This is a genomic window from Bradyrhizobium sp. UFLA05-125, assembly GCF_059803515.1.
Genome location: NZ_JBANBJ010000020.1, coordinates 110766 through 124869 on the forward strand (window position 1 = coordinate 110766; position 14104 = coordinate 124869).

Below are 14104 nucleotides of genomic sequence, written 5' to 3' on the forward strand. Positions count from 1 at the left end.
GCCAACATCGAGGAGATAGCCATGCCGATGGAACGCTTTCAATTCACAGGCGAAGGTGGCCATCTGCTGGCGGCCGCACTGGAGTTGCCGGAGGGTGAACCCGCGGCCTACGCGCTGTTTGCGCACTGCTTTACCTGCGGCAAGGACGTCTTGGCCGCCCGCCGCATCGCGGTCGCGCTCGCGGGCAAAGGCATCGCCGTGCTGCGCTTCGATTTCACCGGGCTTGGCTCGAGCGAAGGCGACTTCGCCAACTCCACCTTCTCTTCAAACGTCGCCGATCTCGTGCACGCCGCCGATCATCTGCGCACGACACGCGAGGCACCGGCGATATTGATCGGCCATAGCCTCGGCGGCGCTGCGATCCTGGCAGCAGCCGGAAAGATTCCGGAAGCCAAGGCGGTGGTGACGATTGCAGCGCCGTCGGACCCTGCGCATGTCACCGGGCTGTTCGGGAATCATCTCGACGACATCCGCACCCAGGGCGAGGTCGAAGTGTCGCTCGCGGGGCGGCCCTTCCGCATCAAACGCGAATTCCTCGACGACATCGTCGAGCACGAGTTGATGAAGGATATCACGGGCTTGCACAAGGCGCTGCTGGTGATGCATTCGCCAGTCGACGATACCGTCGGCATCGACAACGCGACAAAGATCTTCGTCTCGGCGAAGCATCCCAAGAGCTTCGTCTCGCTCGATCACGCCGATCATCTGCTCAGCAAGGTGAGCGACGCCGTCTATGCCGCCGACGTGATCGCAGCCTGGGCCAGCCGCTATGTCGAAGCGGCAAGACCGGCGAAAGTGGCCGATCTCCCCGAGGCGCCGCGCCTGGTGGTCGTGCAGGAGACCCGCAAGAGCAAGTTCAACCAGATGATCTCCGTCGGGCCGCATCGGCTGGTGGCCGACGAGCCGGTCGCAGCCGGCGGCGAGGATGCCGGCCCCGGCCCCTATGATTTCCTGCTTACGGCCCTCGGCGCCTGCACGTCCATGACCATGCGGCTCTATGCCGACCGCAAATCGCTGCCGCTCGATCGCGTCACGGTGACGCTGAAGCACTCCAAGATCCACGCAAAAGATTGCGAGGAATGCGAGACGCGCGACGGCATGCTCGACCAGATCGACCGCCTGATCGCGATGGATGGTGCGCTCGATGCAGAACAGCGCAAGAAGCTGATGGAAATCGCCGACAAGTGCCCGGTACACCGCACGCTGACGTCGGAGATCCGGATCGTGACCAAGGCGGCGGAGTAGCTGGTCTTCTTCTTTCTCCCCTTGTGGGAACTGGGGCCGCCGCTCTGATAGCACTGGGGCGGAAAAGCGCTTGGACGGGCCGCTACGGCCCTGCCGCCGCTGCGGCCAGCTCGCGATATCCTCCTATCAGCCCCGCAGCGCCGTGCGACGGCCTTGTCCCTGACGCGATGCCTGCTGCTTGCCCGTCTACTCGATGAGCAAGTCATCAACCGAGCGGCTCTCCAAGATTGAGCGTCAGTGGCTCATCCTGCACCATCGAGCAGACCTCCTGTTGGTTGATCTTGGTGCGCTCCAAGGTTATCGCCTTCGCTACACGGTCGAACTTTAGCGTTTCGCGAATGCACAGCAAGCTTCGTTCAGCCAAGACGCTTTCGGCATCAAGCTTCTTGATACGGAACGACTGGCTGTTCATGGAGAGAAATGGCCTTCCGCCAAACGACACTACGTCGGCTTGATTAAGATCACAGGTCATCTCGGAGGCGAAGCAGGTGATCTCAACCGTATTGATCTTGGTGGCTAAGTCGGTCCCTCGCCAACTCCCCTCCGCGTTGAGATACGCTGCCTGCCGGTCGGTCAGATTGTCCCTAAATCTGAAATTTGTGCTGGCGCGAACATCCTGCACGGTAAATCCGTGCGCGTACCAGCCTACACCGCCACCGATCGCAAGCCCCAAGAACAAGCAAAGTCTAGGCTTCATACTGCTCTCCCCAACCGCGATGTCGACGCTCGCCGTAAGAGCAGTCTTCAATCAAGTGGCCGGCGGCTTACCCTGAAATTGAATGTTGCACTTCTTCGCAATGGACGCTTGCTCGATTGCGACCATCTGCCCCTTCATCTGACCGAGTTCCGCCGCGGTTTGTTTGTCTCCGCTCACAAGAAACGCTGCTGGCCAGAAAATCACGACCGCCGCCGTCGTCGCGATTGCGTCCTTTGTTCGTTGATTGTCCTGTGCTCCCGAGAGTGCAGCGGCGCGCGCCGACGCCGATTGAGCTTCCAGCCCTAACTGCTGGCAGTTATAGGACGAATATTGAACCGGTGAGACGTAGCTCGGCGTGATGTCCGCTGCGGATGAGGCGCAGCCAACCAGCCCGGCGGCAAGTACCACCACTCCCAATTTTCGCATGATCTCAGACCTCCCTGTTGAGCAATCGTCAGCGCTCTCCACCAAACCGCATTGGCTCGGAAGCCGAACGAAATTTGACTTGCTATTGATGCGGCTCACACCGCGTCCGGATTGAACCGGAGCGAGCCAACGGGACGCCCTACGACGATGACAGCAACTTGGTCTTGCTATGGCGCGCCAAAATCTTGCGAATTTGAGCCAAGAAGGAATTCCTCACCCGGCTAAGGTACTTTGAGACGGGCGTGCTACGCGCGACGGAATCTATTGAGGATATTTGGTGCCAGAAAACCCGTGGTTGCAGTTACACGAAAGGCGGTATGGTAGGCCAACGGCGACAATTGAATCGCCGAGCAGGCGGCGACCTAATGCTTGGACTAAACGAGGGTGCAGCGTCACGCTTGGCTGGATGCAGCTTCAGCCGTCTTGAGCGGCTGAACGCGGAGCGCGCCGCGCAAACCGGCGGCAGTGCCAAGCAAAATGCCGGCAACGGCGACGAACGAGGCCAGCGCGAGTGTCGAGAGGCCAGTGAGCCCCTGCCCGATCGAGCAGCCGAAGGCCATGACGCCGCCGATGCCCATCAGCGCCGCGCCGCCCGCCGAACGCAGCATGTGGCGCGGCGACGTGTAGCCCTCGAGCTGAAAACGCCCCGTCGCGAGCGCAGTGATAAGGCTGCCAGCGAACACGCCGGCGACAGTGGCGACGCCGAAATTGAGCGTCAGGCCGGTCGACAGCATGGCGTATTGCAGCGCGTCCGCGATCGGCGCGATGAAGGTCAACGAGGTCACCGGCACCGGATTGAAATCATCGGCGCCGAGGAAGCCGGTGACGCACCAGCCGCCAGCGATCAGGAGACCGACGATAGCGCCTGCCGCAATCTGGCCCGGCGAGCGGCGGAACGCGGCGTGGGCGAATGCGAACAGCACCAGCGCGGCCGCGATCACGGCGGCAGCGAGCGTTCGCGAGGCAGCATCGCCGAGCCCGAAGGCAGACAAAAGCGCGGGCAGCGAATTCGCGCTCGCGGTGGTCTGTGAGGCCTGCACGAGCGCGATGCGCGCCGGCGCGATCAGGCCTTTCAGTGTCATCTGCGCTGCGATCGCCAGGACGATCACGACGACGAAGGAGCGAAGATTGCCGCGGCCGAGCAGCACCAGCGCGCGCGAGCCGCAGCCGTTCGACAGCACCATGCCGTAGCCGAACAGGAGCCCGCCAAGGAACAGCACCGGCGCCGAGAAGGTCTGTTGCAGATAGATCGACTTGCCGAGATCGACCATGCCGCTTCCGGCGAGGAACTGGCTGGCGGCGATAGCGACCGCCATCGCCAGCGAGTAGGTGCGGACCAGCCGACCGTCACCCTTGGCAAGGAAGCCACGCATACTGCTCATCAGGCAAAACCCGCTGAGCAGGCCAACGGCGCCGTAGACGAGGCCGATGGCGAGGCCAGCAAGGATGACGAGTTGGGCGGGTTCCATCGGTTGCTCTCAGACTTCTCGTCGTTTCCCGTCATTGCGAGCGCAGCGAAGCAATCCAGACTGTCGCCGAGGAAAGATTCCTGGATTGCTTCGCTGCGCTCGCAATGACGCTAGGGCCGCAGAATTACGCGATCACGCGAGGAGCCGGCGACGGCAACATACGCTTCTTTAGCGTGCTCCAGCGCATAGATCGCGCCTTGCTTGATCGGAAACGGTTTCAGGTGTCCGCTGGCAAAGCCGGGACCGAGATCGCGCAGCACGGCCCCGGTTGCGATCGACGACAAGCCCAGCGTGTCGATGCCGACGTAGGTGTGCTGACCGCGGTAAAACTCCAGAATGTTGAACTGCACGATGCGGTCGATCGCCGCAATCAGGATCTGCCGGCCGCGCAGCGCGAGCGACTTGTGCGCGGCCTGGAAATAGGGGTCGCCGACCGTGTTGAAGACGACATCCGCACCCTTGCCGGCGGTCACCTCGCGCACGCGCGCTGCGACATCGATGGCGGAGGCGTCGACGACTTCGACCGGCGCGTTGGAGTGGCCTTCATAGGCCTCTGCCTTGCGCACCACGCCGATTGCGCGCGCGCCCTGCCAGGTCGCGATCTGCACGGCAGCCTGGCCGACCTTGCCGTTGACGCCCATCACCAGCACCGTCTCTCCCTGCTTCGGCAGGCCGGCGCGGCGAAAACCTTCCATTGCGGTAACGAAGGGCACGCCGATGCCGGCGGCCTCCTCCCAGGACAGCGCGCCTGGCTTTTCGACCACTGCTTCAAGCTCGACGACGAGATGGGTCGCGTGAGTGCCGTCGCGGCGGATGCCGAGATCGCCCGAGGAGCCGAACACCTCGCGGCCGATCGTGCCAGCCGGGCCGTCGATCACCACGCCGGCATAATCGCGGCCGGGCGTACGCGGGAACACGGCATAGGGCATCAAGCCGGTCGCGGCCTTCACGTCGGACGGATTGACGGCCGCAGCCTTCACTTCGATCAGGACGTCGTGAGCGCCACGGTCGAGCCTGTGATGCTCGACGAAAGGTTCAAGCGCTGCCGCATTCTCGGCCTTGGCATTGAGGCGCACGCAGCGCGCTTCGACGGTTTTGCTATTGGCTGCCGACATCGAACGACCCACGATTTCTCGCGGGCCTTGTCGCCTTTGGGGCCGGTCAAGTCAATCCTTCGGCCGCTTGTCGTAGAGGCGCTTGGCCTTGCCGAGTGATCGCTCCAGCGTAGCCGGCGCAACCACCCTCACCTTGGACGTGATCCCGATCGTGTTCTTGATGTGGGTGGATATGCGCTCGGCGTGGTCGACGAGCCCGCGGCCGTCCCAGCTCTCCGGGCGTGCCTCGGCGATGATGGTCAGCTCATCCATCCGCCCCTCCCGGGTCAGTTCCAGGACGAAATGTCCGCCGCACCACTCGGTCGCGAGCAGCACCTCCTCGATCTGGGTCGGGAACAGGTTGACGCCGCGCAGGATGATCATGTCATCGGACCGTCCCGTCACCTTCTCCATCCGCCGCATGGCCGGACGCGCGGTGCCGGGCAGGAGGCGCGTGAGATCGCGGGTGCGATAGCGGATCACCGGGAAGGCTTCCTTGGTGAGCGAGGTAAATACAAGCTCACCCTTCTCGCCATCGGGCAGCACCGCGCCGGTCTCGGGATCGATCACCTCGGGATAGAAGTGATCCTCCCAGATGTGCAGGCCGTCCTTGGTCTCGATGCATTCCTGCGCGACGCCCGGGCCGATCACTTCGGACAGGCCATAGATGTCGGTCGCATCCATGTCGAAGGCCTCTTCGATCTCGCCGCGCATCGCGTTGGTCCAGGGCTCGGCGCCAAAAATGCCGACCTTGAGCGAGCATTGGCGCGGATCGAGCTTCTGGCGCTTGAACTCGTCGAGGATCGCCAGGATGTAGCTCGGCGTCACCGTGATGATGTCAGGTCGGAAATCGTTGATGAGCTGCACCTGCCGCTCGGTCATGCCGCCGGAGATCGGCACCACCGTGCAGCAGAGCTTCTCCGCGCCGTAATGCACGCCGAGGCCGCCGGTGAAGAGGCCATAACCATAAGCATTGTGGATGATCATGCCGGTACGGCCGCCGGCGGCGCGGATCGAGCGCGCCATCACGTCCGACCAGGTGTCGATATCACGTTGCGTATAGCCGACGACGATCGGCTTGCCCGTCGTGCCGGAGGAGGCGTGCACGCGCACCAGCTTTTCGCGGGGGACCGCGAACATGTTGAAGGGATAGTTGTCGCGCAGATCCGTCTTCACGGTGAACGGAAACTTTGCGAGATCGGACAGCCCTTTGAAGTCGGACGGATGCACGCCGGCCTGGTCGAAGGCCTTGCGATAATGCGCGACGTTGTCGTAGGCGTGCTTCAGCGACCATGCCAGTCGCTGCGTCTGCAACGCCATCATTTCGTCGCGCGAGGCGCGCTCATGCGCGTCCATCTCGGCACTATAGGCGTTGCCACCTGCCTTCAGCCTGGTCAGAGCCATCCTCGTTTCCCCACATCATTTGTTTGTTCTTGTGTTCACTGATCTTGCGTCGGCAGCCACGTGCCAGGAATGACACGCGAATGCCCACGGAATTCGGCGATAACGATGTCACCAGCGCTGACGCGCACGTCGTAGATTCCGGAACGACCGCCGCGGCTGATTTCGCGCGCTCTTGCGACGAGACGATCGCCGAGCCTGCCCGGCTTGACGAAGGTGATCTGCCCGTGCGCCGCAACCACGCGCTCATTGTGCGAGTTGCAGGCGAAAGCGAAGGCGGAATCGGCCAGCGTAAAGATGAAGCCGCCATGGGCAATGCGCTGGCCGTTGACCATGTCCGGTCGCACCGTCATCGCCAGCGTCGCAAAGCCCGGGCCGATCTCGACGATCTCCATGCCGAGACCTTTCGAGGCATCGTCCTCCGCCCACATCGCATCGGCGCAGGCGCGGGCGACGTCTTCCGGTGACAGGGCTGCTTTGACGTTCACTCCGCGTCTCCTACCTGTTCTTTTGCGCCCGATGTTCTGCCGATCGCTCAAAACTGTCAAATAATGCGACGCATTTGCATCATCAGGTTCTGATGCACTGCTCAGACATGGTCGTAGTCGACCACGACTCGCTCCGACGTCGGCTTGGCCTGGCAGGTCAGGACGAAACCTGCCTTCAGCTCCCAGGGCTCCAGCGAATAATTGATGTCCATCGGCGCCTCGCCCTCGACCAGCTTGGCTCGGCAGGTCGAACACATGCCGCCCTTGCAGGCGAAGGGCAGATCGACGCCGGCGCGGAGCGCGGCATCGAGAATGGCTTCGTCCTCGGCGACCGGAACGTCGCGGCGCTTGCCGTCGATGATCAGCGACGCGATGGCCTTGGGCGGCGCATCGACCGCGACCGCCTTCTTCGGACGCGGCTTGCCGCCGAACTCGGACACGAAGCGCTCGACATGGATGCGATCGTCCGCAATGCCGAGGTCGCGGCAGGTCGCCTCGATCTCCTCGCTCATGCCAGATGGACCGCAGACGAAGACGTGATCGACACTTGCGGCCGGCACCAGCGAGCGCAGCAGAACCCTCACCTTCTCGCCGTCGAGCCGGCCATGCAGGATCGGAATGTCCTGCTCCTCGCCGGAAATGACGTGAAAGATCGAAAGGCGATCGATGAATCGGTCCTTGAGTTCCTCGAGCGCCTCCAGGAACATGATGTTGTCGGTCGCGCGGTTGCCGTAGAACAGGAAGAAGCGGCTGTTCGGCTCGCGCGCCAGCACGCCCTTCACGATCGACAGGATCGGCGTGATGCCCGACCCCGCGGCAAAGCCGATATGGACGCGCGCAGTGTCCACCCGAGGGATCGCACCGAAGCGGCCGGTTGGCGTCATCACGTCGAGCTCGTCGCCGCACTTCAATTCGTCCGCCACCCAATTCGAAAACGCGCCGCCGTCGACCTTCTTCACGGCGATGCGAAGCTCGCCGTCGTCAGGACCCGAGCAGATCGAATAGGAGCGGCGCACCTCCTCACCCTCGAGCATGGTGCGCAGCGTCAGATATTGGCCGGGCGAGAATGCATAGTCGTCGGCGAGCTCGCCCGGGATGGCGAAGGTCATCGACACGGCGTCCGAGGCTTCGCGACGGAGGTCGTTGACGGCGAGGCGATGAAAACGTGGAGCGGCTGCGGACATGGTCAATGACACTTGAAGTAGTCGAAGGGCTCACGGCAGGACTTGCAGCGCCAGAGCGCCTTGCAGGAGGTCGAGCCGAATTCGGACAACAGCTCGGTATTCTCAGAACCGCATTGCGGGCACGCGACGGCCTGCTCACCGAACAGCGCGCGGCGCGAGCTTGAGGCCTGCGGCGGCGCGATGCCATAGGCATGCAGCTTGCGGCGGCCGTCCTCGCTCATCCAGTCGGTGGTCCAGGCCGGCGACAAGACCGTGCGAACCTTGGGCCGCGCGAAACCGGCGCGCTCCAGCGCCAGCTCGATTTCGAGCGCGATCATGTTCATCGCGGGGCAGCCGGAATAGGTCGGCGTGATCGCGACTTCGACGCGATCACCGTCAACGGCGACATCCCGCAGCACGCCGAGATCGGCAATGGTCAGCACCGGGATCTCCGGATCGACCACGCTTGCCGCAACGTCCCATGCGCGCTGGCGCAGATCGCTTTCGCTCTCGAGAGCCGTCACCATGTCAGCCCCGGAAAGGTACGCTGCATCGATTGCAGCTCGCTAAGGAGATGGCCGAGATGCTCGCTGTGCCGACCGGCGCGGCCGCCCTGCTGCATCCAGTCGTTTTGCGGCAGCATGAGCGTCGCCTCGCTGAGGACATTGGAGAGTATCTTCAGCCAGCGATCGCGCAACGTCGCCGGATCGATCGCGATGCCGGCATCGATCAGGCCGCGCTCGTCATCGTCGACCGCAAACATCTCGCCGGTGAAGGCCCAGAAATGATCGATCGCGGCTTGCGCACGGGAGTGGCTCTCCTCGGTGCCGTCGCCGAGCCGGATGATCCATTCCGAGGAATGGCGCAAGTGATAAGCGCTCTCCTTCTCGGATTTGGCGGCGATCGCTGCCAGCGTCGTATCGCGCGAATTCATCATCGCCCGCCAGTAGAGGTCGGCGAAGGCGGAATAGAAGAACTGGCGCACCAGGGTCTGGGCGAAATCGCCGTTCGGCTGCTCGACCAGCAGCAGGTTGCGATATTGCCTCACGTCGCGCAGGTAAGCGAGCTTGTCCTCGTCGTTGCCTTGGTCTTCGACCTTGGCCGCATAGGTGTAGAGCTCGCGGGCCTGGCCGATGAGGTCGAGCGCGATGTTGGAGAGCGCCATATCCTCTTCCAGCATCGGCGTATGCCCGCACCATTCCGACAGCCGATGCCCGAGGATCAGCGCATCATCGGCGCGCCGCAAGGTGTAGAGCATCAGCGGCGTCTCGGAGACCTGGATGTTGGCGACTGGCATCACATGTGCCCCACTTCTTCAGGCACCTCATAAAACGTCGGATGCCGGTAGATCTTGGATTCCGCCGGCTCGAACATCATGCCCTTCTCCGCGGGATCGCTTGCGGTGATCGCGGTCGAGGGCACCACCCAGATCGACAGCCCCTCGCCTCTGCGTGTGTAGATGTCGCGGGCGGCCTGCAAGGCCATGGTGGCGTCGCTCGCATGCAGCGAGCCGACATGCTTGTGCGCGAGCCCGTTGCGGCTGCGAATGAAGACTTCCCACAGCGGCGTGTTCGGCGTGGCCATCGTGATCTCCCTATTCGGCGGCTTGCGCGGTCTGGCGATGCTGGCGTTTCGCCGCATAGGCGGCAGCGGCCTCACGCACCCAGGCGCCTTCGTCATGCGCCTTCCGGCGCGCGGCGATGCGGTCGCGGTTGCAGGGGCCGTTGCCGGCGAGCACCTGTTTGAATTCGGTCCAGTCGATCTCGCTGTAGCGCCAGTGTCCGTCGGCATCCTGCGTCATGCCGGGATCGGGAATGGTGAGGCCCAGATACTGCGCCTGCGGCACGGTGGCATCGACGAATTTCTGGCGCAGCTCGTCATTGGAGAAGCGCTTGATCTTCCATTTCGTCGAGGTGTCGCTGTGCTGGCTCGCAGCATCGGGCGGGCCGAACATCATCAGCACCGGCCACCACCAGCGGTTCAAAGCGTCCTGCGCCATCGCCTTCTGCTCATCCGAGCCGCGGCATAGCGTCAGCATGATCTCGTACCCCTGGCGCTGGTGGAAGGACTCCTCCTTGCAGACGCGGATCATCGCGCGCGCGTAGGGACCATACGAGCAGCGGCACAGCGGGATCTGGTTCATGATCGCGGCGCCATCAACCAGCCAGCCGATGGTACCGATGTCGGCCCAGGTCAGGGTCGGATAGTTGAAGATCGAGGAATACTTGGCGTTGCCGGCGAGCATCGCATCGACCAGCTCCTCGCGCGATGAGCCGAGCGTCTCGGCGGCGGCATACAGATAGAGCCCGTGGCCGCATTCGTCCTGCACTTTCGCGAGCAGCGCTGCCTTGCGCCGTAGCGTCGGCGCGCGGGTGATCCAATTGCCCTCGGGCAACATTCCAACGATTTCGGAATGGGCGTGCTGCGAGATCTGGCGGGTAAGCGTCTTGCGATAGGCGACCGGCATCCGGTCGTTCGGCTCGATGCGCTCCTCGGCATCGATGCGCGCCTGGAACTGCGCAGCCTTAGCGGCATCCTCGAGGCCGCGATCGTCTGCCTCGGCCGTATTCAGCGCCTGGGTATACATGCGCATCCTCCCGATTTGTTGGAAGGCAATATATAACAGAAATTACATCATGCAAGATATTTCTGTAACATAAAACTCAAGCCTCGAACCTCCTTTCCAAGAGCTTCCGCGCGGCCGGCAATGGTCCCTTTTCGTTGGTTCCATGGTCATCAAGCCATTGTTCCGACGTGACCAGGAGCGCGCGATAGATCTCGCTGCAGAGCTCGCGTGCCGCCCTGCCCGGCCAGTCCGCCGGCAGCAACTCGCCCGGCAGCAGGGGATCGCGCAGCACCACACGGCGATAGTAGTGGATCAAGAGGATGCGCGCGGTGAAGGCGTCGGCGTCGGAGATGTCGGTGCCGCGTGCAATCGCGGCATGCAGCGGCTCGAACATCTTCATGAATTTCAGATAGGCATCGGCGGTACGATCGAGTGGCCAGCTCGCGCTGAGCAGGCGGCGGCCGCTGTCATCCTCGGCCGAGACCTCGAGGCGGATCGCCCCGGCTGCCTCGTCGGGCACTGGCACGCCTGATGGCGCAACCCATACGCCCGGCAGCGGACTGCCAAAGCCGGCATTGCGTAGCGCCTCACGCGAGGCGTCACGGTCCTCGCCATTGCCGATCAGCAGCAGCTCGAAGCGGCCCGTCCAGTCCGATGGCGGCGGATCGTAGATGTGACGCGTCGCGGCCTCGAAGGTCTGACGCCCCTTTTCGGCGAGGCGATAAAAGCTGTTGCGGCCCACCTTTTCGCGCGTCAGCCAGCCGTCGGCGGCAAGCCGCGACATCGCAGTACGAACGACGCCGCTGTCGATGTCGAGGCTTTCAAAGAATTCGAGCAATGTGCCGAGCCACACAGAGCCGCCGCGCGGCACGATGGCATCGCCGAACACGGTGATGACGATGGAGCCGGTGCGCGACGGCTCGCGCTTGAGCTGGTCGACGATGCGGGAAAGCGGATGCGCCATGTGGGAGGCATAGCGCGATTTGCGCTAATGCCAAAGCTGGGCTTGATCCTTCGAGACGGCGCGTCGAGCCTCCTCAGGGTGAGGTCGAACAGCTATCGCGGGGATTCAATCACAACCCTCATGGTGAAGAGCGCGGCAAAGCCGCGCGTCTCGAACCATGAAGGTCCGCTCACCGATGCGGATCCGGATAAGCCAGGCTGCGCCAGCCGCCGCGATCGAAAGGCTGCCACTGGCCTTCCTTCTGCGCCAGACGATCGGCCACCGCGTAAACCGCCGCAGGGTGGTGACCCATGCCACAATGGCTGCTTTCGACCTCGATGCTCTCGGTCTGGGCACCCGTCTTCTCCATGCAGCCTTGCCAGGCGCAGACGCCGTCGGTGCGGCTGAAGATGGCGGTGGTCGGCACCGGCGGCGGGACGGCGAGTTCGCCGCCGAAGCGCGGATCGACCTCGTCGGCCTTGCGCCCGCTCGCCCATTCATAGACGCGCCAGGCGTTGGTCGAGCGCGGATCGCCTGCAAAGGGGCTGCCGAGCGTAATCACCTGCCGCACGCGCTCCGGCGTCATCTTGGCGAGCTGGCGCGCGTAGAGACCCCCTAGGCTCCAGCCGACCAGGCTGATCTTGCGACCATGGATATCGCTGAGCTCCTGGACGAGATCGACCATCGCATGCTGCACGCCCGGGCGCAGGCCATAGTTGCGGCCCTGGCGCCAGCCGCTGACGGCATAGCCCTTGCCCTTGAGGAACGAACGCAGCGGCCGCGTGGAAGCGTCGGAAGCAACAAGGCCGGGCAAAACCAGCACCGGATGGCCGTCGCCGCGCGGCGCGAGGCTGAGGAGCGGCAGCGCGCCGAGGAATGCGCCGAGCTCGTGGATCGCCCGCCCCTCCAGAAACATCAGGGTGCGGGAGGGCGGGCGCAGCGTCTGGGCTGTAGCGGTCATCACTGTTTCCTCTGGAGGCACCGGCCGCGATTGCCGGTAGATGGGCATGAATTCCAAGACGACGGCTTCTTGATCGTTCCGCAGCGCAACATGAATCAGCTAGGCGGCCGGTTCCCGACATTCAAGCCGGTGAAAACGGGAGCGACAATAGGCCCGCGCGTTAAAGCTGAGGGGCGTGACGCAAAAGTCACAGCAATCGAAGCAGGAATTCACCCGTGTACAGCGCAAGGCCTGCGAGTCCGCCGATCAGCGAGCCGTTGAAGCGAATGTATTGCAGGTCGCGGCCGATGTTGATTTCGATCAGCGAAATCAACTGCGTCATATTCCACGCCTTGACCTGGTCGGAGATGAAGGTCGAGACGCCGCTCTTCTGATCGGCGATGAAGCTGCGTAGCACCGTGACCAGGCCCTTGTTGATCTCGCCGCGGAGCTCAGCGTCGCCCGCGAGCGCCTCGCCAGCCGCGACGAGCATGCCTGCGAGATGATGCTGAAGCACCTGCGTCTCGCCGGACGCGCTGCGCTCGATGAAGGCGCGGGTGTTGGCCCAGACAGTGCGCGCCAGATCCGCTAGCTCGGGCCGCGCCAGCAGATCCCGCTTCAGGCCATCGATGCGGTCGATATAGGTCTGGTCGGTGCCGAGCCGGTCGACAAAGGCCAGCACCATGCGGTCGAACTCGCCGCGGAACGGATGCTTGGGATCGCCGCGCACCTCCTCGAAGAAGGCGCTGGCGGAGGCCACGATCTTGTTCACGAGAAACTTGTCAGCACGGTATAGCCTGAGCAAAGTCGGCAACTCAGCGCGCACCTTCTCGCGGATCATCGCCATGGTCTCCTTGCCCGTCAGCGTGTCGTGCATGACGCGCAGGAGATCGTCGAACAGCACCTGGTGCCGCCCCTCCGCCACGAAGCCGCGCAGCGTGCCGGCCGCGAGCGGCGCCAGGTTGATGGCTTGCAGTTGCGACGACATGCGGCGGATGATGAAGGTCATCAGGCCCGAGCTTTCGGTCGCGGAAAACGCCTCCGGCAACAGCCGCAGCGCAAAGCGCGCGAGATCGTCGCTGCGCTTGCGCTCGCGCAGCCAGTCGGCAACGAAAGAGCCGAAGTCGATCTCGTTCAGCTTCGCCTCGACCGGGCCCGCCTCGAGGAAATGCACCTGGATGAATTCGCCGAGCTTGTCCGCGATGCGGGCCTGATTGCTCTGGATGATCGCGGTGTGCGGGATCGGCAAGCCGAGCGGCCGCTTGAACAGCGCTACAACGGCGTACCAGTCGGCGAGCCCGCCGATGGTCGCGGCTTCCGCGAACGCCGCGATGAAGCCGAATATGGGATGCACGTTGAGCAGCCATTTCGCGACCACGAACAGCGCGAGCGTCGAAGCCAGCACGAACGTCGCCAGCGCCTTCACGCGCCGCAGTTCGGCTGCGCGCTCGGCATCGCCGGGAGCATCGAAGGAGAAGGTGCCGGGTGTGGTCATGACCGGATCACAGTATCCGTCATTGCGAGCGAAGCGAAGCAATCCAGAATCTTTCCGCGGAAGGACGCTGGATTGCTTCGTCGCTCCGCCTCCTCGCAATTGTGCATGTTCATTAATTCGGTGATCGAATCCAGCCCGGCAGGGAGGGTTCGATGCGCGACAATAGCTTCGATCGGA

16 protein-coding genes are annotated in these 14104 nt (G+C 63.5%); 1 reads left to right on the top strand and 15 read right to left on the bottom strand.

Translation table 11 applies throughout. The features are described 5' to 3' along the window. Positions 1–21: 21 nt before the first annotated feature. A complete protein-coding gene (locus tag SO156_RS19650) occupies positions 22–1245 on the top strand; it encodes a bifunctional alpha/beta hydrolase/OsmC family protein (RefSeq protein WP_498535942.1) in 1224 nt (407 codons plus the stop codon). Positions 1246–1450: 205 nt separating this feature from the next. On the opposite strand, the gene SO156_RS19655 is transcribed toward SO156_RS19650, so the two are convergent. From SO156_RS19655 to SO156_RS19725, 15 genes are all read right to left on the bottom strand, one after another. Beyond that, positions 1451–1942 (bottom strand): hypothetical protein, encoded by a 492-nt coding sequence (locus tag SO156_RS19655; RefSeq protein ID WP_498535943.1) that lies wholly within the window; start codon positions 1940–1942, stop codon positions 1451–1453. Between the two features lie 51 nt (positions 1943–1993). Continuing rightward, positions 1994–2368: a hypothetical protein gene (locus SO156_RS19660; protein WP_498535944.1), complete on the bottom strand. Its 375-nt coding sequence runs from the start codon at positions 2366–2368 to the stop codon at positions 1994–1996. A gap of 392 nt (positions 2369–2760) precedes the next feature. After that, on the bottom strand, positions 2761–3837 hold the full coding sequence (locus SO156_RS19665) for a YeeE/YedE family protein (RefSeq protein ID WP_498535945.1): 1077 nt from the start codon (positions 3835–3837) through the stop codon (positions 2761–2763). A gap of 110 nt (positions 3838–3947) precedes the next feature. Next, on the bottom strand, positions 3948–4952 hold the full coding sequence (locus SO156_RS19670) for a quinone oxidoreductase family protein (RefSeq protein WP_458144350.1): 1005 nt from the start codon (positions 4950–4952) through the stop codon (positions 3948–3950). A 51-nt stretch (positions 4953–5003) separates the two neighbouring features. Continuing rightward, positions 5004–6335, bottom strand: coding sequence for a phenylacetate--CoA ligase PaaK (paaK, locus tag SO156_RS19675; protein ID WP_498535946.1), 1332 nt, complete (start codon positions 6333–6335; stop codon positions 5004–5006). A gap of 35 nt (positions 6336–6370) precedes the next feature. Next, the gene (gene paaI, locus SO156_RS19680) at positions 6371–6820 is read right to left on the bottom strand and encodes a hydroxyphenylacetyl-CoA thioesterase PaaI (RefSeq protein WP_498535947.1); all 450 of its coding nucleotides are present in this window, start codon (positions 6818–6820) and stop codon (positions 6371–6373) included. 101 nt (positions 6821–6921) lie between these two features. Then, positions 6922–8004: a 1,2-phenylacetyl-CoA epoxidase subunit PaaE gene (paaE, locus tag SO156_RS19685; RefSeq protein ID WP_498535948.1), complete on the bottom strand. Its 1083-nt coding sequence runs from the start codon at positions 8002–8004 to the stop codon at positions 6922–6924. 2 nt (positions 8005–8006) lie between these two features. Beyond that, positions 8007–8510, bottom strand: coding sequence for a 1,2-phenylacetyl-CoA epoxidase subunit PaaD (paaD, locus tag SO156_RS19690; protein WP_498535949.1), 504 nt, complete (start codon positions 8508–8510; stop codon positions 8007–8009). Next, positions 8504–9280 carry a 1,2-phenylacetyl-CoA epoxidase subunit PaaC gene (paaC, locus tag SO156_RS19695; protein WP_498535950.1) on the bottom strand — a complete coding sequence of 259 codons (777 nt, stop codon included), beginning with the start codon at positions 9278–9280 and terminating at the stop codon, positions 8504–8506. Before paaC ends, paaD begins: the two co-directional genes overlap by 7 nt. Next, positions 9280–9567 (bottom strand): 1,2-phenylacetyl-CoA epoxidase subunit PaaB, encoded by a 288-nt coding sequence (gene paaB / locus SO156_RS19700; protein ID WP_008136594.1) that lies wholly within the window; start codon positions 9565–9567, stop codon positions 9280–9282. Before paaB ends, paaC begins: the two co-directional genes overlap by 1 nt. Before the next feature lie 10 nt (positions 9568–9577). Beyond that, the gene (paaA, locus tag SO156_RS19705; RefSeq protein WP_498535951.1) at positions 9578–10570 is read right to left on the bottom strand and encodes a 1,2-phenylacetyl-CoA epoxidase subunit PaaA; all 993 of its coding nucleotides are present in this window, start codon (positions 10568–10570) and stop codon (positions 9578–9580) included. Positions 10571–10646: 76 nt separating this feature from the next. Further along, positions 10647–11513: a phenylacetic acid degradation operon negative regulatory protein PaaX gene (paaX, locus tag SO156_RS19710; protein WP_498535952.1), complete on the bottom strand. Its 867-nt coding sequence runs from the start codon at positions 11511–11513 to the stop codon at positions 10647–10649. Between the two features lie 169 nt (positions 11514–11682). Continuing rightward, positions 11683–12453, bottom strand: coding sequence for an esterase/lipase family protein (locus SO156_RS19715; protein ID WP_458144359.1), 771 nt, complete (start codon positions 12451–12453; stop codon positions 11683–11685). Positions 12454–12640: 187 nt separating this feature from the next. Beyond that, complete coding sequence (locus SO156_RS19720) at positions 12641–13927, bottom strand: DUF445 domain-containing protein (protein ID WP_458144360.1); 1287 nt, start codon at positions 13925–13927, stop codon at positions 12641–12643. Next, positions 13924–14104 (bottom strand): hypothetical protein (locus SO156_RS19725; protein ID WP_498535953.1); only part of this gene is annotated, 181 nt, incomplete at its 5' end. The genes SO156_RS19725 and SO156_RS19720, both read right to left, overlap by 4 nt.